Here is an 18,940-nt window from a genome sequence, read left to right as displayed (position 1 = left end):
CACGGCTCGCCTCGCCGGCTATGCCAATGACGCGGGCCGGGTGACCGCGGACGCCATCCGCCGAGCCCAGTACGACGCGGAGACCGGCACACCGGCCCCGGCAGCACCGCCCACCCCGGCGCCCATGCGCTTCAAGCCCCGCCGACCCACCACCGAAGGAGCACGATGACCGACAGCACGCTGACTCATCTGTATTTCCTGCTCGACCGCAGCGGCTCGATGCAGTCGATCAAGACCGACACCGAGGGCGGCTTCGCGGCCTTCATCGCCGAGCAGCGCAACGCGGCTGGGCGATGCCGGGTCACGCTTGCGCAGTTCGACAACGCCTACGAGGTCGTCTACGCCGATCTCGACGTCGCCCTCGTCGAGCCGCTGACCCTCCAGCCGCGCGGCACGACCGCCTTGCTCGACGCGATCGGCCGCCTGGTCACCGAGGCCGGTCAGTCTCTCGCGCGCCTGCCCGAGGCAGAGCGCCCGGGCACCGTCGTCGTCGCGATCATGACCGATGGCCTGGAGAACGCCAGCAAGGAGTGGACGCACGCGGCGGTCAAGGCGCTCATCGAGCAGCAGGAACGCGATTACCTGTGGCAATTCCTCTATATGGGGGCCGATCAGGACGCTATCGAGGTCGGCGCCCGCATCGGGGTCGCGGCCGCCAATTCGTTGACGTATGCCCGCGGTGCCGTCGCCCCAGCGATGGCCGCCGCGTCAAGCATGGTCGGCGAGTTGCGCACGGCCCGCCGGCACTCGGCCGACGCCGCGCTGCGCGGGTATTCGGAGAAGGAGCGTCGCGACTCGGCCGGATGAGCGCGACATAGGCTGACCGCATGGGTGTGCAGCGCGTCATGGGGATCGAGACCGAGTACGGCATCTCGATGCCCAAGGCGCCGCACGCCAACCCGATGGTGCTCTCGGGGCAGGTGGTCACGGCATACGCGCAGGCGCAGGGCGTACGCGCGGCGCGCGCCTCCTGGGACTATGCCGACGAGGCCCCGCTGCGCGACGCCCGCGGCTTCGACATCAGCCGCGGGGTCGCGCACCCCTCGCAACTGACCGACGAGTGGGGCGGCGACACCGACGACCCCACGCTCGCGAATGTCGTGCTGACCAATGGTGCCCGCCTGTATGTCGATCACGCCCACCCGGAGTACAGCTCGCCCGAGGTGACCACCCCCCGGGCCGGGCTGATCTGGGACCGGGCCGGCGAGGCGATCATGGCCGACGCCGTCGCGCGGCTGGCCGCCAGCCCGCCCGGTGTCAACCTCTATAAGAACAACACCGATGGCAAGGGCGCCTCCTATGGCACGCACGAGAACTACCTCATGCGGCGCTCGACGCCCTTCGCCGAGATCGTCCGGCACCTGACGCCCTTCTTTGTCGCGCGGCAGGTCATCTGCGGGTCCGGGCGGGTCGGCCTCGGCGTCGACTCGAAGCGCCCGGGCTACCAGATCGCCCAGCGCAGTGACTTTTTCGAGGTCGAGGTCGGGTTGGAGACGACGCTGAAGCGGCCGATCATCAACACCCGTGACGAGCCGCACTCGGTCGCCGACAAGTATCGCCGGCTGCATGTGATCATCGGCGACGCGAATCACTGCGATGTTGCGGGCCTGCTCAAGCTGGGCACCACCTCACTGGTCCTCGAGCTCATCGAGGCGGGGGCGATGACCGACAACCTCTCGGTGCGCAACCCGGTGGCCGCACTTCAGGCGATCTCGCACGACCCGAGCCTGACGACGCTGATCGAGTTGCACGACGGGCGCAAGCTCACTGCGGTGCAGTTGCTCTGGCGCTATCACGACCTGTGCCACGCGCGACTGGAGGCGACCGGGGAGGGGAGCGAACGGCATACGGCCGAGGTGATGCGGTGGTGGGCCGATGTGCTCGCGAAGCTCGAAAGCGACCCGATGAGTGCGGCCCGCGAGGTCGACTGGGTCGCGAAACTCCAGCTTCTGCAGGCCTATCGCGAGCGCGATGCGATGGAATGGAATGACCCGCGACTGAAGGCCATCGACATTCAATGGTCCGATGTCCGGCCCGACAAGGGGATCTTCAACAAGCTGCGGGCGGGTGGCCGGTTCACCGACCTCGTGTCCGAGGACGAGGTCGCGGCGGCCGTCACGAAGCCGCCGGAGGATACGCGCGCCTACTTCCGCGGCCGGTGCCTCGAGCGCTTCGGCGACGACGTGGTCGCCGCGTCCTGGGACTCGATCATCCTCGAAGTGCCCGGCCGGCGGACGCTGCACCGCATCCCGATGATGGAGCCGCTGCGGGGGACGCGGGAGGCGGTCGGCGACATCATCGACGTCAGCCCCGATGTCGCGGCCCTCCTGGAGGGGCTGACCGGCGACCTCGACCGCCGCTGACCTCGGCGACGGGAGCACGCCGTGCCTTCCGGGGCGCTGTCGGCTCCGTGACATAGGCTCGAACAAAGCACCGAGAAGCGAGGTTGTCATGGCTGGCCAGGAGCAGATCAGGCCCACCCGTCGCGGGGACGGGGACGAGGGCGGCGGGGACGACGCTGGGCAGGTGAGCGCGCGCAAGGAACAGATCGACAGCGAGGTCGACGACCTGCTCAGCGAGATCGACGGCGTGCTGGAGTCCAATGCCGAGGAATTCGTCAAGAGCTTCGTGCAAAAGGGCGGGCAGTGACGGCTGCCGACGCGGGCCGGCTGCCGGATACCTTCCGGTCGGCCGGTTCCTCCTCCTTCACCGAGTTCGTCGCGACCCACGCCCCAGAGTTGCTGCCTGCCAGGCGCCCACTGCCACCGGGGTCGATCGACGCGCCGCACGGCACGACGATCGTCGTCCTGACGTATGCCGGCGGCCTGATCATGGCCGGCGACCGCCGGGCCACGATGGGCAACCTGATCGCCAACCGGGATATGGAGAAGGTCTTTGCGACCGATGAATTCTCGGTTGTCGGTATTGCCGGCACAGCGGGGCTGGCCATCGAACTGGTCAAGCTCTTCCAGGTCGAGCTGGAGCATTACGAAAAGATCGAGGGCACGCTGATGTCCTTGGAAGGCAAGGCGAATCGCCTTGCCGCGATGATCCGCGGCAACCTCGGGATGGCGATGCAGGGCCTGGCCGTCGTGCCGATCTTCGGTGGCTTCGACCTGGACACCGCGACCGGGCGGATCTTCTCCTATGACGTGACCGGCGGGTGCTACGAGGAGCACAACCACCACAGTGTCGGCTCTGGCTCGCTCTTCGCCCGGGGCTCGATGAAGAAGCTCTGGCACCCGGACATGGACCAGTCGCAGGCCTTGTCGGTGGCCGTCGAAGCGCTCTATGACGCCGCCGACGACGACTCGGCGACCGGCGGCCCCGATGTGCTGCGTCGGATCTGGCCGACGGTGGCCATCGTCGACGCCGAAGGCGCCCGCTTCGCCGAGGATGCCTCGGTTGCCGCCGCCGTCGAAGCCGTCCTCGCTCGCCGCACCGGCAACCCGGGAGGGGCCCGATGAGCCAGCAGCCTTTCTACGTCTCGCCCGAACAGTTGATGAAGGACCGGGCCGATTTCGCGCGCAAGGGCATCGCCCGCGGCCGCTCGGTGATCGTCCTCGGCTACGACTTGGGCATCGCCTTCGTCGCCGAGAATCGCTCGCGGGCGCTGCACAAGGTCTCCGAGATCTACGACCGCATCGGCTTCGCGGCCGTCGGCAAATACAACGAGTTCGAGAATCTGCGCGTGGCCGGCATCCGCTATGCCGACTTGCGCGGCTACTCCTATGACCGCTCCGATGTCAGTGCGCGGGCGCTGGCCAACGCCTACGCCCAGACCCTCGGCAGCGTCTTCATCCAGGAGAGCAAGCCCTACGAGGTCGAGATCTGTGTCGCCGAGGTCGGCACCACGCCCGAAGGTGATCAGATCTATCGCCTGACCTATGACGGCTCCGTCGCCGACGAGGTCGGCTGGCTCGCCATGGGCGGGGCCACCGAGCCGCTCGAAGCCGGCTTGAAGGAGCAGTGGCGACCGGGCATGACCCTCGCTGAGGCGTTGGGCCTGGCGGTGCGCCTACTCGCGATGGACCCTGCGGGCGGCGAGCCACGCCAACTCGACCAGAGCGGCCTCGAGGTCGCCGTGCTGGATCGCACCCGGCCGCGGCGCACCTTCCGGCGGATCACCGGGCCCCTTCTGGCCGCCTTGCTCAGCGAGTCCGACCCGACCAGCGATGCGCCCGCCGAGGACGGCGAGCCCGGGCATCGCGACATCCTGCACGATGTGGCCGGCGATCAGGTGGCGGCGAGCCCACGGCATACGTCCACCAATCCGCAGACGCAGCGGCCGGCGGAACAGGACGCGCAGGAAGGCGCCGGCGACGGCGCCGAGGGCGATTGACGCGGAGCGGGGAGAGGCGATGGAACGGCGCATCTATGGCATCGAGACCGAGTTCGGTATCACCTGCGTGGCCGACGGCCACCGGACGCTGACGCCGGACGAGGTCGCCCGTTATCTCTTCCGCAAGGTCGTCTCGTGGGGCCGCAGCTCCAACGTTTTCCTCAGCAATGGTTCCCGGCTCTACCTCGACGTCGGCTCGCACCCCGAGTACGCCACGGCGGAGTGCGATGACATCACCACGCTGATCGCCCACGACAAGGCGGGGGAGCGGATCCTCGACGACCTGGTCACCGATGCCACCCAGCGACTGGCCGAGGATGGGGTCAACGGAGCGATCTATGTCTTCAAGAACAACACCGACTCTGCCGGCAATAGCTATGGCTGCCACGAGAACTATCTGATCGGCCGGTCGGGGGAGTTCCAGAGCTTCTCCGAGGTGCTGATCCCCTTCCTCGTCAGTCGCCAACTCATCTGCGGCGCCGGGAAGGTCGTGGCCACCGCCAAGGGGGCGACCTATTGCCTCAGCCAGCGGGCCGATCACATCTGGGAAGGCGTCTCGTCGGCGACCACCCGAAGCCGCCCGATCATCAACACCCGTGACGAGCCGCACGCCGACGCAGAGCGCTTTCGCCGCCTGCACGTGATCGTCGGCGACTCCAATATGAGCGAGACGACGACCCTGCTCAAGGTCGGCAGCGCCGATCTCGTGTTGCGGATGATCGAGGAGGGCGTCGTGCTGCGCGACCTGACCCTCGACAACGCCATCCGTGCCATCCGCGACATCAGCCACGACCTGACCGGCCGGCGCACGGTCAGACTCGCCAACGGCCGCGAATTGAGCGCCCTCGAGTTGCAGGGCGAATTCCTCTCCAAGGCAATGGATTTCGCGGATTCGCGGGGCTACGACGATCCGCAGACCAAGCGCGTGCTGGAGTTGTGGGGACGCACGCTGACTGCGGTCGAGACGGGCGACCATACGCTCATCGATCGGGAGATCGACTGGGCCATCAAGCACCGCCTCCTGCTGACGTATGCCGCGAAGAACGACCTGCCGATGGCTCACCCGCGCATGGCGCAACTCGACCTCGCCTACCACGACGTCTCGCCCGGCCGCGGCCTGTTCGCCATGCTGCAACGCCGCGGGCTCGCCGAGCGCGTGGTCACCGAGGCTGAGGTGGTGGCGGCGAAGGACTCACCGCCCCAGACGACCCGGGCCAAGCTGCGGGGCGATTTCATCGCTGCAGCCAAGGAGATGCGCCGGGATTTCACGGTCGACTGGGTGCATCTCAAGCTCAACGATCAGGCGCAACGCACGGTCTTGTGCAAGGACCCGTTCCTGGCGAGCGACCCCCGCGTGGAGCGCCTCATCGAGAGCATGCGAGCCACGTCCGCGCCCAAGCCCTGAGCGCCGGGAACCGCACGGCGCTCACAAACGCTCGGGTTAGGGTGGAGTCGATGCGCCGCTGCGCGCGGCCCGCTTTTCGCTGACCCGACTACCGAGGTTGACTCGTGACTTCTGCTTTTGCCCGTCCCGGGCGTGCCCTGATCGCTGCTGCCGCGGCGACAACCCTCGCGCTGGGCGTCAGCGCGTGTGGCTCCGACGACGCCACGTCGGGCAATAGCTCGTCGTCGGCCTCGGGGAGCGCCACCGCCTCCGCGGCTCCGGCCGTGACCGACGGCGAGATCGCCGACGTCAAGGTGACCGGCGGGAGCGAGAAGGAGGCCCCGAAGGTCACCTTCGCCAAGACGCCCTGGGGCGTGGGAGCCTACGAATCCGCCGTGTTGAAGGAGGGTTCGGGCGACGCGAGCACCGACAAGAATGTCGTGGTCGTGGACTACACCCTGGTCAACGCGACCAGCGGCAAGGTGCTGGACGAGAGCTATTCGACCGCTGCCGGCGGCTTTAATGTGGGGGATGAGTCTCTCCTGACCGGCTTGCGCAAGGCGCTGACCGGGGTCAAGAAGGGTGAGCGGGTCGTCGTTGCCATTCCGCCGGCCGATGCCTTCGGCGCCCAGGGCAACGCGCAAGCGGGCATCGGCGCCACCGACACCCTGGTTTTCGCGTTCGATGTCGAGAGCCTGATCACGCCGCTGGCCAAGGCCGAGGGGACCACGGTGGCCCCGAAGAAGGGCCTGCCTGAGGTCACGTGGAATGACGGCAAGGACGCGAGCTTCGTGATGCCGACGTCCGACCCGCCGACCAAGCTGGTTATCCAGCCGCTCATCGAAGGCAAGGGCGCAACGGTCAAGAAGGGCCAGACCGCCGTCGTCACCTACACCGGCGCGCTCTGGCGAGACGGAAAGGTCTTCGACTCAAGCTTCAAGCACAGCGGAACCTTCAGCTTCCCCGTCGGCGCCGGCAAGGTCATCGCCGGCTGGGACAAGGGCGTCGAGGGCCAGAAGGTCGGCTCGCGCCTGCTGCTCGTCGTCCCGCCGGACGAAGGCTACGGCTCGGCCGGCTCGGGAGACATCAAGGGCACCGACACGATCGTCTTCGTCGTCGACATCCTCGCCGCCTACTGAACCCGCGTTTTCGTTACCCAAGGAGCAGAGCCCGTATGCCATTCGACCCCAACACCGAGCGCCCGGAGATCGACTTCCCCGAGGGTGAGGCGCCCGCGGACCTCGTCATCGAGGACATCACCGTCGGCGACGGCGCCGAAGCCAAGGCCGGCTCGACCGTGCGCGCTCACTATGTCGGCGTCGCCCACTCCACCGGCGAGGAGTTCGACGCCTCGTGGAACCGCGGCGCCCCGCTGGACTTCCGGCTCGGCGTCGGCCAGGTCATCCCCGGCTGGGACCAGGGCATTGCGGGCATGAAGGTCGGCGGTCGGCGCAAGCTGACCATTCCCGCCCACCTGGCGTATGGCAACCGCGGCGCCGGCGGCGCGATCAAGCCCGGCGAGACCTTGATCTTCGTCGTCGACCTGGTCGACGTCCGCTGACGCTTCACGTCGAGTGGCCGGTTCAGGGTCATCGAAAGGCCAGTCCAGCCCTAAGCTGGCCGAGGCCCGGCCACTCGACGGGGCTGAACCGGCCACTCGACGGGGCTGAACCGGCCACTCGACGGGGGGTCAGTTCAGCAGGAGGCGGGCGGCGTAGCGGCCGGCGGCAGCGTTGGCGAGGAAATACTCCCGGTCCGCGTCCAGGCCGCGGCCCATGCTCGACAGCGCGACCGGTGAGGTCGCAAGCGCCTCGTCCAACCCGTCGACCGGCTCACCCGCCAGGGTGAGCCGGTTGTGCGTTTCCCGGGCGAGGTCGTCGGCCTGGGCGTCGACCAGCTCGCCGAATTCGCCGGGCAGCCCCGGGACGACCAGCGTCGCCCGCCCCAGCACCACCCGCCCGTATGCCGTTCGGCTGTGGTGCGAGATGCCGTAGTGCCGACCGCGGGGGTCGGCCGCCGACACCCGCAAGGCCCCAAGGCCGCGTCCACCGAGCGTGTGCACGGCGTTCAGGGCCTCGCCGGCAGCGAGCCCGGTGAATCCGAAGGGCGTCCCGGTGCCGACATTCCCCGGCCCCTGGGTAACGACCGCCAGATCGGCGCCGAGGACATATTTGGCGGCGAGCAGGGCCGAATGCAGGGTGACCGCCTCGTGGCTGCCGCCATACGCCTGGCCGACGGTGATCGTCGTGGCCAGCCAGCCGGCTTCGCTCAGCCCGGCAACGGCCATCGAGAAGGCCAGCGGCAAGGCGCCGCCGTCCGTCATCACATAGACGACCCTCGCCGCCGGGGCCAGCGACCGGACGCCGCACAGGATCGGAGCGAGCGCCGAGTGCAGGTCGGCAACGAGGACGGGGAAGCCGTCCAGGTCGCCGGCTGCAGCCGGCCCGCCCAAGAAGGCCTCGTGCGCCGGGCTCTCCTGCTCATCGATCGCCAGCACGAGCTGCTGCTGCGGGGTGTACCGCGCCTTGACGATATGCCCCGGCCCGGGCGCCGGGTCGGCGGGCCGGGCATCCGGCGTCGCCACGACGAAGGCATAGCCGCCGGTGCCCAACCCGCGCTCCAACGCCGAGGTGTTGAGCAGCACTCGGTCGCCCACCTCGAGCGAGCCGACGATGTCGGCATAGCCAAGCGCCCGGACGGTGAGCGAATCCGCGCCGCCCTCGCGCGCGTCGCCCACCGGCTCGACGGCAACGGCATACTCGATCGCCCCGCCCCACGCCCGGCGGCGCTCGCGCACGGTCCCGACTCGCCACTGCATCACGCAGCGAACGCTAGCCGCCTCGGTTAGCGTTGGACGCGATGTCCGCGCCCAATAGTGCCGCCGCCAAGACCGAGCGGCTGATGAACCTCGTCATGACGCTGCTCTATACGCGGCGTCCGCTGCCGAAGGCCCGGATCCGCGAGATCGTCGAGCAATACCGTCTCGCCCCCAACACCGAGGCCTTCGAGCGGATGTTCGAGCGCGACAAAGAGGACCTGCGCGAGCTCGGCATCCCGCTGGTCACCGAGGACATCACCGCCGCCTGGGAGGACGAGCCGGGCTATCGCATCCACGAACGCGACTACGCCCTGCCCGATCTGCACTTCGAGCCCGACGAACTCGCCGTCCTCGGCCTCGCCGCGCGCGCCTGGTCCCACGCCACGCTCGCGGCTCCGGCAGCCACTGCGCTTCGCAAGCTGCGGGCCGGCGGCGTGGAACCCGACGGCGACGCCTTCATCGGCGTGGAGCCGCTCGTCGCCACCCGCGAGCCCGCCTTCGCCCCGCTCCTGGACGCCCTGTTGACGTTGACCCCGGTCTGCTTCGACTACGCGCGCCCCGGCCACGACGCTCCCGCCACGCGGCGTGTCCACCCCTGGGGCCTGGCGACGGCCTCGGGCCGCTGGTATCTCACCGGCCACGATCTCGACCGCGACGCCCCCCGCGTCTTCCGCCTCAGCCGGATCGCCGGCGCGGTCCGCACGGTCGGCGCCTCCGGCTCGTATGCCGTTCCCCCGCACCACAATCCGGCCGCCACGGTGGGCCGTCGGCGGGAGGCGGACACGGCATGCGTCGCTCTTGTGCGGGTGCGTCCGGGCACGGGTCACGCGCTGCGCGCGCGCAGCGACATCGTCGACGATGCTCCCGACTGGACCACGCTTCGCCTGCCGTATGCCGATCGGTCGGCCACCGCGAGCGAGCTCGCCTCCTACGCTGACGACGTCATCGTCGATCTCCCTGACGACCTGCGGGCGGCGGTCATCGCCAATCTCACCGGGGCAGCGGCCGGCTCCGCGCGGGAGGGGGCAGCGTGATCATCGCGGAGAGCGCCAGCGCGCGCGTCCCACGTCTGCTCAGCCTGGTGCCCTGGCTGGTCAACCGGCAGGGCGTCGACATCGATCAGGCGGCCCGCGAGCTCGGGGTCTCGGTCGCGCAGTTGCAGGCCGATCTCGATCTGCTGTTCATGTGCGGCTACGGCACGATGACCGATGAGTTGATCGATGTCTCCACCGAGGGCGGCAAGATTTTCATCCGCAACGCCGAGACCATCGCCCGGCCGCTGCGCCTTTCGCGCGCCGAGGCCCTGACGCTGATGGTCGGCTTGCGAGCGCTCGCCGGCGCCGACGGCGTCACCGACGCCCCGGTCGTCGAACGCGCCCTGGCCAAGCTCGAGGCCGCGGCGGCGAGCATCATGGGGGAGGGCGGCAAGGTCGAGGCGGTCCTCGATGACGCCTCGACGGCCGACACCCGGGCCGTGGTCGCCGATGCCCTCAAGGCGCACCTCCGCCTCCACCTGCGCTATCACGTCCCCGCGCGAGACGAGAGCACCGAACGCGATGTCGACCCGATGCGCCTGCTTGGCATTGAGGGACGCTGGTATCTCGAAGGCTGGTGCCATCGCGCCAGCGACACCCGGCTCTTCCGGCTCGACCGCATCACCACTATCGAGATCCTCGACGCCGACGGCACGCCACCGCCGGACGCCCGGACCCGCGACCTGAGTGCGGGCACTTTCGTCGCCTCCGCAGACCACCCGGTCATCACCCTCGACCTCAGCACCGGCTGGGAATGGGTCGCCGAGTATTACCCGGTCGAATCCGTGGACCTGCCGCAGGAGGGCGGCCCGGCCACGCGCCGGGTGACGCTCCGGGCGGGGGAGACCGGCTGGGTGCGCCGCCTGGCACTGCGCTCCGGTGGCGGTGTGCGCGTCGTCGCCCCGCCCGAACTCGCGCATGAGGTCAGCGCTGCCGCGGGTCGCGCGCTCGCGGCCTACGGGCGCACGCAGACATCACTCGGGGAAACCGGCGACGGCACCGCGGCGAATGAGGATCCTGCTCGATGACCTGGTGGGCGTGGCTGCTCGTCTTTGTGGGCATCCTGAGCGCTGGTGGCTGGTGGATCTGGCGGCGCGCCCGCGCGACTTGGCGCTCGGCCAAGTCGCTGAGCGTGGCGGCGGGCGACCTCGGCGCGGCCACGGCCCTTCTGGACTCCGCCGCCGAGCGGCCGCCCCTCGCCCCGTCCCGGCTGGCGGTCTTCGAGCACCCAGAGACGATGTACAGGGAACGCACAGCAACGCGTGCGACCGTCGAGAATGAACGACGGACTCGGCGCGAAGCGAACCTGCCGCGCTGGGCCCGGCGTTAGACTCCTACCCAACGTCCGTCATCCGAAAGGCCCGTCATGCCCAGCCTTGGTGCCCCCGAGCTGATCATCATCGCCCTGGTGGTGATTCTCCTTTTCGGCTGGAAGCGCCTGCCCGACGCGGCCCGTTCGCTCGGCCGTTCGGCTCGCGTCTTCAAGGCCGAGGTCAACGAGATGAAGGCCGAGGACCAGGCCCGCAAGGACGCTTCGAGCCCGCAGGACGGCAACGCGCTGCGCGACGACAAGAGCCCGCGCACCGACAACCAGTCCTGATCCGGTGGCGCTCCGAGTCCCGGGGCGCTCTTCGCGGGTGAGTCGCAAGGACAACCCGGAGGGGCGCATGCCCCTCATTGAGCATCTGATCGAGTTCCGCAACCGGGTGGTCAAGTCCGCCCTCGCGATGGTCGTCTTCTCGATCGTCGGCTGGTTCACCTTCGACTTCGTCTACGCACACCTGACCGCCCCCATCACCGAGGTCGCTCGCGAGCGCGGCTATGACGCGGACAAGGTCGCGCTGAACTTCGCCGGTCTGACGGCTGCGTTCAGCACCCGGATCAATCTGGCGCTGTGGACGGGCCTGATCCTCTCCAGCCCGGTCTGGCTCTATCAGGCCTGGGCCTATATCGTCCCGGCCCTGACCAAGCGCGAGAAGAAGATCTCGCTGGCCTTCATCGGTGCGACGATCCCGCTCTTCCTCATCGGCTGCGGCTTCGGCTACTGGATCCTGCCCAAGGCCGTCAACATCCTGCTCGGCTTCACCCCGCCGAATGCCTACAACCTGCCCGAGGCGGCGCTCTACTTCCGGTTCGTGACGCGGATGATCTTGGCGTTCGGCATCACCTGGCTGCTACCGGTTGCCCTGGTCGGCTTGATCGCGGTCGGGGCCCTGCCCGGCCGCAGTTTGATGCGCCAGTGGCGCCCGGCCATGGTGGTGATCTTCATCGTGTGCGCGATTGTCACCCCGACGCCCGACGCGGTCACGATGTTCTTCATGGCGGCGCCGCTCATCGTGCTCTACTTCGTCGCGGCTCTGATCGGACTGCGCTTCGACAAGCGCCGCGCCGCGAATGCTCCGGACTGGACCAAGGTCTCCGACGATCAGGCTTCTCCGCTTTAGTTCCTCGTTCTGCGCGAGGAATCGCGTTACCCGCCCTAGCCTGCAAGCACAACGGTTCGACTCCCACGAACCGAGAATCGCAGGTAGGCCGTGGTCCCCCTCGCGCCCCACTCCCGTCGCGCTTTCCTCACCGCGATCGGCACCGCTCCCTACTGGACGGCACGTCCGGCGACTGCCGCCGAAATCACGACGGCGGGGATCGGGTCACCACCGACGCTGCCGGGCGGCCTGAGCGCTTTCGTCGCGGCATACTGCAGCGGCGGGACGCTATCCCGTCGCCAACCCCGTCGCGATCCGGGTCACCGGGACCGACACCGCCGCGCAGAGCCCGTCCGGCAGCGATGCCCACTCACCTTGTCGGCCACCGCGCCCCTCCCGGGCCGGCCGGAACTGGACACCGTCGTGTGGCTCTCGGTGCTCACCCTGCCCGGGACAGCGGACAGCGACGCCTTCTTCGCCGAGACCGAGGCCTTCCTGCGCACCACGATGTCGTCCTATGCCGTCGTCCGGCCCGAGTGGTCGAAGGGCTGGGCCCACATCCCGGCCGGGCCCTACACCGACGCGACGGCGCTTGCCTCGACCATCCCGGCGAGATTCGGGCCGGCGTGGACGTCGGCCAAGTCGACTCTCGCCGCGCTCGACCCCGCCCGCATCTATGCCAGCCCCCTGCTGGACCGCCTGATCTAACCCTCGTCGAGTGGCCGGTTCAGCCCCGTCGAGTGGCCGGTTCAGCCCCGTCGAGAGGCCGGTTCAGCCCCGACGGTCGGGCGAGGATGCGGGAATCGGAGACCGCCGGCGACTAGCGTGGCCTGCCATGAGCACCTCGCCGCGCCGGATCGGCCTGGTCAGCAATCCCACGGCGGGCAAAGGTCAGGCGGCGGCGGCCTACCCACGCATCCTGGCCGGTCTGCGCGAACGCGGCCACGAGGTCGTCGACCTGGCCGGTCCGAGTGCCGGGGTCGCCCTGGCCCGCGCCCACCGCGCCACCCATGACGGCAGCATCGACATCCTGGCCGTTGCCGGCGGCGATGGCATGGTCCACCTCGGCGTCAATGCCTGCGCGCAGACCGACGTCCCCCTGCTGATAGCCGCCCTCGGCACCGGCAACGACATCGCAGCCAACCTCCGCATCCCCGTGCGCGACGAGCTCGCCACCCTCGCGCTTCTCGACGCCGGCACGACCCGGACGGTCGACCTCGGCCACGTCCTCGACGACCAGGCGCGCCCGTGGTTCGGCGGCGTGCTGTATGCCGGCTTCGACGCCGTCGTCAATGACCGCGCCAATCGCTGGAGATGGCCTCGGGGGCAGATGCGCTACAACCTCGCCGTGGTCCGCGAACTGCCGACCTTCCGGCCCATCCCGTATGCGATCACCGTCGACGGCACGCGCGTCGAGACTGAGGCGATGCTCGTCCTGGTGGCCAACGCCACGTCATACGGCGGCGGAATGCAGGTCGCGCCTCAGGCGCGGATGGACGACGGCCTCTTCGATGTCATGTATCTCAACCACGTCAGCCGCGCCGAGTTCCTGCGCGTTTTCCCCAAGGTTTTCAGCGGCGCGCACGTCGACCACCCCGCCGTGCACCTCATTCGTGGGCGGCGGGTCGACCTCGAAGCCCACGGGATCACCGCGTGGGCGGACGGCGAGCCGCTGCGGCCGGTGCCGCTGACGGCCGAAATCGTCCCCGACGCCTTGCGCGTCTTCGCGCCCGATCGGCTGGACGCCCCATGAGCGAGCTGTCCCGCTTTGCCGCGAGCCTTGATTTCCCGCTCGATCCCTTCCAGGTCGAGGCGTGCCGTGCGGTCGAGGCTGGCAAGGGCGTGCTCGTCGCTGCGCCCACCGGCGCGGGCAAGACGGTGGTGGGAGAGTTCGCGGTGGCGCTCGCGCTCGCCCGGGGCCAGAAGGCCTTCTACACCACCCCGATCAAAGCGCTGTCGAACCAGAAATACGCCGACCTCGTCCGCCGGCACGGCAGCGCGAACGTCGGCCTGCTGACCGGCGACAGCTCGATTAATGGCGACGCCCCCGTCGTCGTGATGACCACCGAAGTGCTGCGCAATATGACGTATGCCGGGTCCTCCACCCTGACCGGCCTCGCCTTCGTCGTCATGGACGAAGTGCATTACCTCGCCGACCGCTTCCGGGGCGCGGTCTGGGAGGAAGTCATCATCCATCTGATGCCCTCGGTGCAGTTGATCTCCCTCTCGGCGACCGTGAGCAACGCCGAGGAGTTCGGGGACTGGCTCGAGACCGTCCGCGGCAACCACGAGGTGATCGTCTCCGAGCATCGGCCGGTGCCCTTGTGGCAGCACATGCAGGTCGGGCAACGAATGTTCGACCTCTTCGCCGACTCGACGGCCGCGCCGCGCCTCGACGGCGCGATCCCGCGCCTGAACCCGCACCTGACCGAGGCCATCCGAAGCGCCGAGGAGCGCGGGTATGCCGCGGTCGCCGCCCAGCGCGGCGCTCGCGGACGCGGAGGTGACCCCGATCGACGCCGGCGGCCCGGCCCGGCGGTCAGTGTCGCCTCAGGTGGGCAGGCGACGCGCACCGACATCATCCGCGAGTTGGACCGGCAGGCACTGCTGCCCGCGATTACCTTCATTTTCAGCCGCGTCGGGTGCGAGGCGGCGGTGGGTCAACTGCTCGGCAGCGGGATCCGGCTGATCACCGAGGAGCAGGGCGAACGCAACCGTCGGCTGGTCGAGGAGCACGCCGCAGGAATCGCCGATGAGGACCTCGGGGTGCTCGGCTATTGGGACTTCGTCGAAGGTCTGAGCCGGGGCTTCGCGGCCCACCACGCCGGAATGCTGCCGACCTTCCGCGAGATCGTCGAGGAGCTCTTCACCCAGGGTGCGGTGCGAGCCGTCTTCGCGACCGAGACCTTGGCGCTCGGGATCAATATGCCGGCGCGGACGGTCGTGCTGGAGAAGCTGGTGAAGTTCAACGGCGAGTCGCATGTCGACCTCTCGCCCGCCGAATACACCCAGCTGACCGGTCGCGCGGGGCGGCGCGGCATCGATATCGAGGGCCATGCCTTGGTGCTCTGGCGACGCGGCCTGGACCCGGTGCACGTCGCCGGGCTGGCGTCGACGCGCACCTTCCCGCTGCGTTCGAGCTTCCGGCCGTCCTACAACATGGCGGTCAATCTCGTTGCGCAAGTGGGGCGTTCGCGCGCGGCCGAGGTGCTGCAGACGTCTTTCGCCCAGTTCCAGGCCGACCGGTCGGTGGTGGGCATGGTGCGTGAGGGCACGGAACGCCAGGAGGCCATGGATGGCTACGCCGAGGCGATGCACTGTCATCTCGGCGACTTCCGCGAGTATGCCGCGTTGCGTCACCGCCTCTCCGCCCTGGAGAAGGACGGGGCGAAGGCGCGCTCCGCGGCGCGTCGTGCCGAGGCCGCGGTCTCGTTGGAGTCGCTGCGCCTCGGCGACATCATCCGGCTGACCGCCGGCCGGCGCGCCGGGCTGGCGGTGGTCGTGGAGCCGTCCCGCACCTACCGCGGCGCGACGACCCTGCCGAGCGTGTTGACCGAAGACCGGCAGGTGCGCCGCCTGGCGCTGAGCGATGTGACCGGGCCCGTTGTGACGCTCGGGTCGATGCCGGTGCCCAAGCACTTCAACGCCAAGTCGCCCAAGTCCCGGCGCGACCTGGCGACGACGCTGCGGATCAAGGCCCCGGCCCGGCCCCGCGAGACGGCCGCCGAGGCGCCGGTCGCGGCCGGCGGTGATGATGCGCGCATCGCCGAGCTGCGCCGTCAGATCAAGGCGCACCCGTGCCATGCCTGCCCCGAGCGCGAGGTGCACGCCCGCTGGTCGGATCGCTGGTGGCGCCTGAAGAAGGAGACCTCCGGTCTGCAACGACAGGTCGAGGCCCGCACAAACACGGTGGCTCGGACCTTCCAGCGCATCTGCGGCCTGCTCACCGAGATCGGCTATCTCGGCCCCGACGGCGAGAGTTTGACCGCTGATGGCGAACGGCTGCGCCGCCTCTACTCCGACCGGGATCTGCTGGCCGCCGAGTGCCTGCGCCACGGCGTCTGGAAGCAGCTCGACAGATCGGAGCTCGCGGCCTGCGTCTCCATGCTGATCCACGAGCCGCGCTTCGACGGCGCGCAGGTGACGCCCCGGCAGCCGACGGCCAATGTCGAGGACGCCGGCGCGGCGATGCTGCGCATCTGGTCGGACCTCGCTGACCGCGAGGAGAGGGCCGGCCTGCCGGCCACGCCCGCCCCGGATGCCGGCCTGGCCTGGTCGGTGCACCGGTGGGCGAGTGGTCAGCGCCTCGAGGTAGTGCTGAAGGACCAGGACTTGGCGGCAGGCGACTTCGTGCGGCGCTGCAAGCAGATCGTCGATCTGCTCGGCCAGATCGCGAATGCCGCCGATGAACCGCACCTGCGCCGAACGGCCAAGAGCGCGGTGGATGCCGTCCTGCGCGGGGTGGTCGCCGCGGATCGGCTGGACTGATTCCGTCGCGCCGGTTGACGGCCGCGGGTCAGGGTCACGCCAGGCCGAGGGCGTCGATGACGCGGTTCATCGGGCTGGTCAAACCAAATTCCGAGGCGAGAAGCGACATCGCGGACAGGTCGGCGATCTGGGTCGGCAGCAGGCCCGGATCGTCCGGCACCGGCGCGTCGTGTGCGACGCGGACCACCAACGGACCCACGTCGAGATAGGCCGAACCGGCCTCCAGATTGCGTCGCTGGGCCCCCTTGATGGCCGGATCGCCCCCGTCGATCGCGGCGCGCAGCCCCGCCAGCGAGCCGTATGCCGTGATCAACTTCGCCGCTGTCTTCTCGCCGATGCCCGCGACACCTGGCAGCCCGTCACTGGCATCCCCGCGCAGCGTGGCCATATCGGCATACTGCTCGCCGGTGGCGATGCCGTACTTTTCGGCGAGGAAGGCCTGGTCGACCAGATCGGGGGAGCGGACGCCGCCGCGAGCCGTGTAGAGAACCCGCACGCCGGCTGCGTCGTCGACGACCTGGAAGAGGTCCCGGTCGCCAGTGACGACGTCGATGGGCAACTGGCCCTTGTGGCGGGCGACGAGGGTGCCGATGACATCGTCGGCCTCATAGCCGTCGGCGCCGATCCGGGTGATGCCGAGGGCGGCCAGCGCCCGCTCGATGATGGGGACCTGCGGCGCCAGGGCGTCGGGGACCTCCTCTTCGGTGATCGCGCCGTCGGCGAGCCGGTGGGTTTTGTAGCTGGGGATGGCGTCGACGCGGAACTGCGGCCGCCAGTCGTTGTCCCAACAGGCGATCAGGGCAGTGGGCCGGTGGTCGCGCACCAGGGTGGCGATGAAGTCGAGGAAGCCGCGGACCGCATTGACCGGGGGAGCGGTGGGGTCGGTGCGGTCGTCGGGGACGCCGAAGAAGGCCCGAAAGTACAGGCTCGCGGAATCCAGCAGCATCAGGCGAGGCGCGGTCATACGGCAATCTTGCCCGACCGGCCGATCCGAGGAACTTCCGCGCCGCGAGAGGCGCCGGGCCGTAGTCTTCGATGCGTGGAGGACCTTGATCGCGAACTTGTCCGGTTGCTACGCGCCGACGGCCGGATGAGTTTCACCGACCTCGGCAAGGCCGTCGGCCTCTCCACGTCGGCCGTGCACCAGCGCGTGCGCCGACTGGAGGAGCGTGGGGTGATCCTCGGGTATGGCGCCCGGGTGGCGTACGACCAGATCGGCGCCCCACTGACGGCCTTCATCGAGGTGACGCCCTTCGATCAGTCCGCGCCGGACGATGTGCCCGAGAAGTTGCGCGGGGTGCCCGAGATCGAGGCGTGCTATTCGGTGGCCGGTGATGCGAACTATCTGCTCAAGGCGCGGGTGGCCACGCCCGGTCAGCTAGAGGAGTTGCTCGGCCGGATCCGCGTGACCGCGAACGTCTCCACCCACACCACAATCGTCTTGTCCACCCCGTGGGAGTAGCCGCCGGCTGACAGGTCAGCGGGCGATGGGACCGAGTCGGCCGCCGGTGACGGCCAGTAGGTCGGCGGGCGCCAGGCCGATATCGACGCCGCGCCGGCCGCCAGAGACGTAGATGACCGGCTGAGCCGCCGCGCTCGCATCGAGGACCGTCGCAAGCGCGCGCTTTTGCCCGATCGGCGAGATGCCCCCGACGACATAGCCGGTCAGTCGCTCGGCGACGGCGGGGTCGGACATGGCCGCCTTCTTGGCGCCGAGGGCCGCGGCGATCGCTTTGAGATCGAGGTGCTTGTCCACGGGCACAATCCCGACCCCGACCTTGGCCCGGGCGCCGTCGAGGTCGACCAGGAGCGTCTTGAAGACCGCCTCCGGTGGCAGGCCCAGCGCCGCCGCGGCCTCTAGCCCGTAAGACTGCGTCCCCGGGTCGTGGACGTATACGTGCGTTGTGAAGGCAATCCCCGCGCGGCTCAGTGTCATGGTCGCCTGCGTGGTGGGGTTGCTGGGCGTGGGCTTCGGCATCGGAGCACCTCCCTTCCGTCTTGTGCGAGCCCGGCCAACCTAGCCAGAGGTACTCCCGCGGATCCATCGGCCTGTCAGACATCTTTGCGAATCGGTACGACTTCGGCTGGCAGGTCCGCGGCTTCTTCAACACTGCACCGGAACTGTTGCAACTCTTCCCGGAGGACCTCTGGGTACACCGCGGGCGCTACCGATCCTCGGGCGAAGTCGGACGTGTCGTCTTCTTGTCGTTGGACGGCTTGGCCTCAACGCTCGAAGTCCCTGAGGCCGTCGCCGCAGCTCGCGAATTTGTCCTCGGGCTCATGCGCCGTGGCAACGGCCTCCATGGACGTCACCATGATGAGAGCCTTGCTGATGGGGTCTTCCTCGCCGAGCCCGATATAGACACTCTTGCCCGGCGAGGGGACGAGGAGTGTGACCTAGGTGTGGTCACCTTCTCTGGCCCCGGGTAGGCCGCTGATCGTCGCGAATGT

General features: G+C 69.3%; 20 protein-coding genes. 17 read left to right on the top strand and 3 right to left on the bottom strand.

Annotated features, from left to right (window positions below):
* Positions 1-165 precede the first annotated feature (165 nt).
* From PKH97_RS04335 to PKH97_RS04300, 8 genes are all read left to right on the top strand, one after another.
* Positions 166-807: a vWA domain-containing protein gene (locus PKH97_RS04335; protein ID WP_324386177.1), complete on the top strand. Its 642-nt coding sequence runs from the start codon at positions 166-168 to the stop codon at positions 805-807.
* A gap of 20 nt (positions 808-827) precedes the next feature.
* Positions 828-2,363, top strand: a complete 1,536-nt coding sequence (gene dop, locus PKH97_RS04330) for a depupylase/deamidase Dop (RefSeq protein ID WP_324386176.1) — start codon at positions 828-830, stop codon at positions 2,361-2,363.
* Positions 2,364-2,451: 88 nt separating this feature from the next.
* Positions 2,452-2,649: a ubiquitin-like protein Pup gene (locus PKH97_RS04325; protein WP_324386175.1), complete on the top strand. Its 198-nt coding sequence runs from the start codon at positions 2,452-2,454 to the stop codon at positions 2,647-2,649.
* Entirely contained in the window at positions 2,646-3,467 is an 822-nt protein-coding gene (prcB, locus tag PKH97_RS04320) for a proteasome subunit beta (RefSeq protein WP_324386174.1), read from the top strand. The genes PKH97_RS04325 and prcB overlap by 4 nt, the downstream gene beginning before the upstream one ends.
* On the top strand, positions 3,464-4,342 hold the full coding sequence (prcA, locus tag PKH97_RS04315; protein ID WP_324386173.1) for a proteasome subunit alpha: 879 nt from the start codon (positions 3,464-3,466) through the stop codon (positions 4,340-4,342). Before prcB ends, prcA begins: the two co-directional genes overlap by 4 nt.
* 19 nt (positions 4,343-4,361) lie before the next feature.
* Positions 4,362-5,747, top strand: coding sequence for a Pup--protein ligase (gene pafA / locus PKH97_RS04310; RefSeq protein WP_324386172.1), 1,386 nt, complete (start codon positions 4,362-4,364; stop codon positions 5,745-5,747).
* Positions 5,748-5,851: 104 nt separating this feature from the next.
* Positions 5,852-6,865: an FKBP-type peptidyl-prolyl cis-trans isomerase gene (locus PKH97_RS04305; RefSeq protein ID WP_324386171.1), complete on the top strand. Its 1,014-nt coding sequence runs from the start codon at positions 5,852-5,854 to the stop codon at positions 6,863-6,865.
* Positions 6,866-6,900: 35 nt separating this feature from the next.
* Positions 6,901-7,287 (top strand): FKBP-type peptidyl-prolyl cis-trans isomerase, encoded by a 387-nt coding sequence (locus PKH97_RS04300; protein ID WP_324386170.1) that lies wholly within the window; start codon positions 6,901-6,903, stop codon positions 7,285-7,287.
* A 129-nt stretch (positions 7,288-7,416) separates the two neighbouring features.
* On the opposite strand, the gene PKH97_RS04295 is transcribed toward PKH97_RS04300, so the two are convergent.
* The gene (locus PKH97_RS04295; RefSeq protein WP_324386178.1) at positions 7,417-8,544 is read right to left on the bottom strand and encodes a DUF3866 family protein; all 1,128 of its coding nucleotides are present in this window, start codon (positions 8,542-8,544) and stop codon (positions 7,417-7,419) included.
* A 41-nt stretch (positions 8,545-8,585) separates the two neighbouring features.
* On the opposite strand from PKH97_RS04295, the gene PKH97_RS04290 reads away from it, so the two are divergent.
* From PKH97_RS04290 to PKH97_RS04255, 8 genes are all read left to right on the top strand, one after another.
* A complete protein-coding gene (locus PKH97_RS04290; RefSeq protein WP_324386169.1) occupies positions 8,586-9,578 on the top strand; it encodes a WYL domain-containing protein in 993 nt (330 codons plus the stop codon).
* Complete coding sequence (locus tag PKH97_RS04285; RefSeq protein ID WP_324386168.1) at positions 9,575-10,606, top strand: WYL domain-containing protein; 1,032 nt, start codon at positions 9,575-9,577, stop codon at positions 10,604-10,606. Before PKH97_RS04290 ends, PKH97_RS04285 begins: the two co-directional genes overlap by 4 nt.
* A complete protein-coding gene (locus tag PKH97_RS04280; RefSeq protein WP_324386167.1) occupies positions 10,603-10,908 on the top strand; it encodes a hypothetical protein in 306 nt (101 codons plus the stop codon). Before PKH97_RS04285 ends, PKH97_RS04280 begins: the two co-directional genes overlap by 4 nt.
* Before the next feature lie 36 nt (positions 10,909-10,944).
* Complete coding sequence (tatA, locus tag PKH97_RS04275) at positions 10,945-11,178, top strand: Sec-independent protein translocase subunit TatA (RefSeq protein WP_324386166.1); 234 nt, start codon at positions 10,945-10,947, stop codon at positions 11,176-11,178.
* A gap of 67 nt (positions 11,179-11,245) precedes the next feature.
* Positions 11,246-12,022, top strand: a complete 777-nt coding sequence (tatC, locus tag PKH97_RS04270; protein ID WP_324386165.1) for a twin-arginine translocase subunit TatC — start codon at positions 11,246-11,248, stop codon at positions 12,020-12,022.
* 90 nt (positions 12,023-12,112) lie between these two features.
* The gene (locus PKH97_RS04265; protein ID WP_324386164.1) at positions 12,113-12,709 is read left to right on the top strand and encodes a cholesterol oxidase substrate-binding domain-containing protein; all 597 of its coding nucleotides are present in this window, start codon (positions 12,113-12,115) and stop codon (positions 12,707-12,709) included.
* 127 nt (positions 12,710-12,836) lie between these two features.
* Positions 12,837-13,754, top strand: a complete 918-nt coding sequence (locus tag PKH97_RS04260; RefSeq protein ID WP_324386163.1) for a YegS/Rv2252/BmrU family lipid kinase — start codon at positions 12,837-12,839, stop codon at positions 13,752-13,754.
* Positions 13,751-16,489, top strand: coding sequence for a DEAD/DEAH box helicase (locus PKH97_RS04255; protein ID WP_324386162.1), 2,739 nt, complete (start codon positions 13,751-13,753; stop codon positions 16,487-16,489). Before PKH97_RS04260 ends, PKH97_RS04255 begins: the two co-directional genes overlap by 4 nt.
* Before the next feature lie 34 nt (positions 16,490-16,523).
* On the opposite strand, the gene PKH97_RS04250 is transcribed toward PKH97_RS04255, so the two are convergent.
* On the bottom strand, positions 16,524-17,453 hold the full coding sequence (locus PKH97_RS04250) for a 5'-3' exonuclease (RefSeq protein WP_324386161.1): 930 nt from the start codon (positions 17,451-17,453) through the stop codon (positions 16,524-16,526).
* A gap of 75 nt (positions 17,454-17,528) precedes the next feature.
* Between PKH97_RS04250 and PKH97_RS04245 the strand changes: the two genes are divergently transcribed.
* The gene (locus PKH97_RS04245) at positions 17,529-17,951 is read left to right on the top strand and encodes an Lrp/AsnC family transcriptional regulator (protein WP_324386160.1); all 423 of its coding nucleotides are present in this window, start codon (positions 17,529-17,531) and stop codon (positions 17,949-17,951) included.
* A gap of 15 nt (positions 17,952-17,966) precedes the next feature.
* On the opposite strand, the gene ybaK is transcribed toward PKH97_RS04245, so the two are convergent.
* Positions 17,967-18,467, bottom strand: a complete 501-nt coding sequence (gene ybaK / locus PKH97_RS04240) for a Cys-tRNA(Pro) deacylase (RefSeq protein WP_324386159.1) — start codon at positions 18,465-18,467, stop codon at positions 17,967-17,969.
* Between the last annotated feature and the right edge of the window lie 473 nt (positions 18,468-18,940).

The sequence above is a fragment of the Nostocoides sp. genome, assembly GCF_035343835.1.
GTDB classification, from domain to species: Bacteria; Actinomycetota; Actinomycetes; order Actinomycetales; family Dermatophilaceae; genus Nostocoides_A; species Nostocoides_A vanveenii.
The sequence above is the reverse complement of the archived record's forward strand: the minus strand, read 5'-3'. Positions and strand labels throughout refer to the sequence as shown.

What these genes read in the sequence shown, in the direction of transcription:
- PKH97_RS04335 (WP_324386177.1), top strand. Translation starts at nt 166, where the DNA reads ATGACCGACAGCACGCTGACTCATCTGTATTTCCTGCTCGACCGCAGC.
- PKH97_RS04250 (WP_324386161.1), bottom strand. Translation starts at nt 17,453, where the DNA reads ATGACCGCGCCTCGCCTGATGCTGCTGGATTCCGCGAGCCTGTACTTT.
- tatC (WP_324386165.1), top strand. Translation starts at nt 11,246, where the DNA reads ATGCCCCTCATTGAGCATCTGATCGAGTTCCGCAACCGGGTGGTCAAG.
- PKH97_RS04255 (WP_324386162.1), top strand. Translation starts at nt 13,751, where the DNA reads ATGAGCGAGCTGTCCCGCTTTGCCGCGAGCCTTGATTTCCCGCTCGAT.
- PKH97_RS04290 (WP_324386169.1), top strand. Translation starts at nt 8,586, where the DNA reads ATGTCCGCGCCCAATAGTGCCGCCGCCAAGACCGAGCGGCTGATGAAC.
- ybaK (WP_324386159.1), bottom strand. Translation starts at nt 18,467, where the DNA reads ATGCCGAAGCCCACGCCCAGCAACCCCACCACGCAGGCGACCATGACA.
- PKH97_RS04295 (WP_324386178.1), bottom strand. Translation starts at nt 8,544, where the DNA reads ATGCAGTGGCGAGTCGGGACCGTGCGCGAGCGCCGCCGGGCGTGGGGC.
- PKH97_RS04280 (WP_324386167.1), top strand. Translation starts at nt 10,603, where the DNA reads ATGACCTGGTGGGCGTGGCTGCTCGTCTTTGTGGGCATCCTGAGCGCT.
- prcA (WP_324386173.1), top strand. Translation starts at nt 3,464, where the DNA reads ATGAGCCAGCAGCCTTTCTACGTCTCGCCCGAACAGTTGATGAAGGAC.
- PKH97_RS04300 (WP_324386170.1), top strand. Translation starts at nt 6,901, where the DNA reads ATGCCATTCGACCCCAACACCGAGCGCCCGGAGATCGACTTCCCCGAG.
- pafA (WP_324386172.1), top strand. Translation starts at nt 4,362, where the DNA reads ATGGAACGGCGCATCTATGGCATCGAGACCGAGTTCGGTATCACCTGC.
- tatA (WP_324386166.1), top strand. Translation starts at nt 10,945, where the DNA reads ATGCCCAGCCTTGGTGCCCCCGAGCTGATCATCATCGCCCTGGTGGTG.
- PKH97_RS04260 (WP_324386163.1), top strand. Translation starts at nt 12,837, where the DNA reads ATGAGCACCTCGCCGCGCCGGATCGGCCTGGTCAGCAATCCCACGGCG.
- dop (WP_324386176.1), top strand. Translation starts at nt 828, where the DNA reads ATGGGTGTGCAGCGCGTCATGGGGATCGAGACCGAGTACGGCATCTCG.
- PKH97_RS04325 (WP_324386175.1), top strand. Translation starts at nt 2,452, where the DNA reads ATGGCTGGCCAGGAGCAGATCAGGCCCACCCGTCGCGGGGACGGGGAC.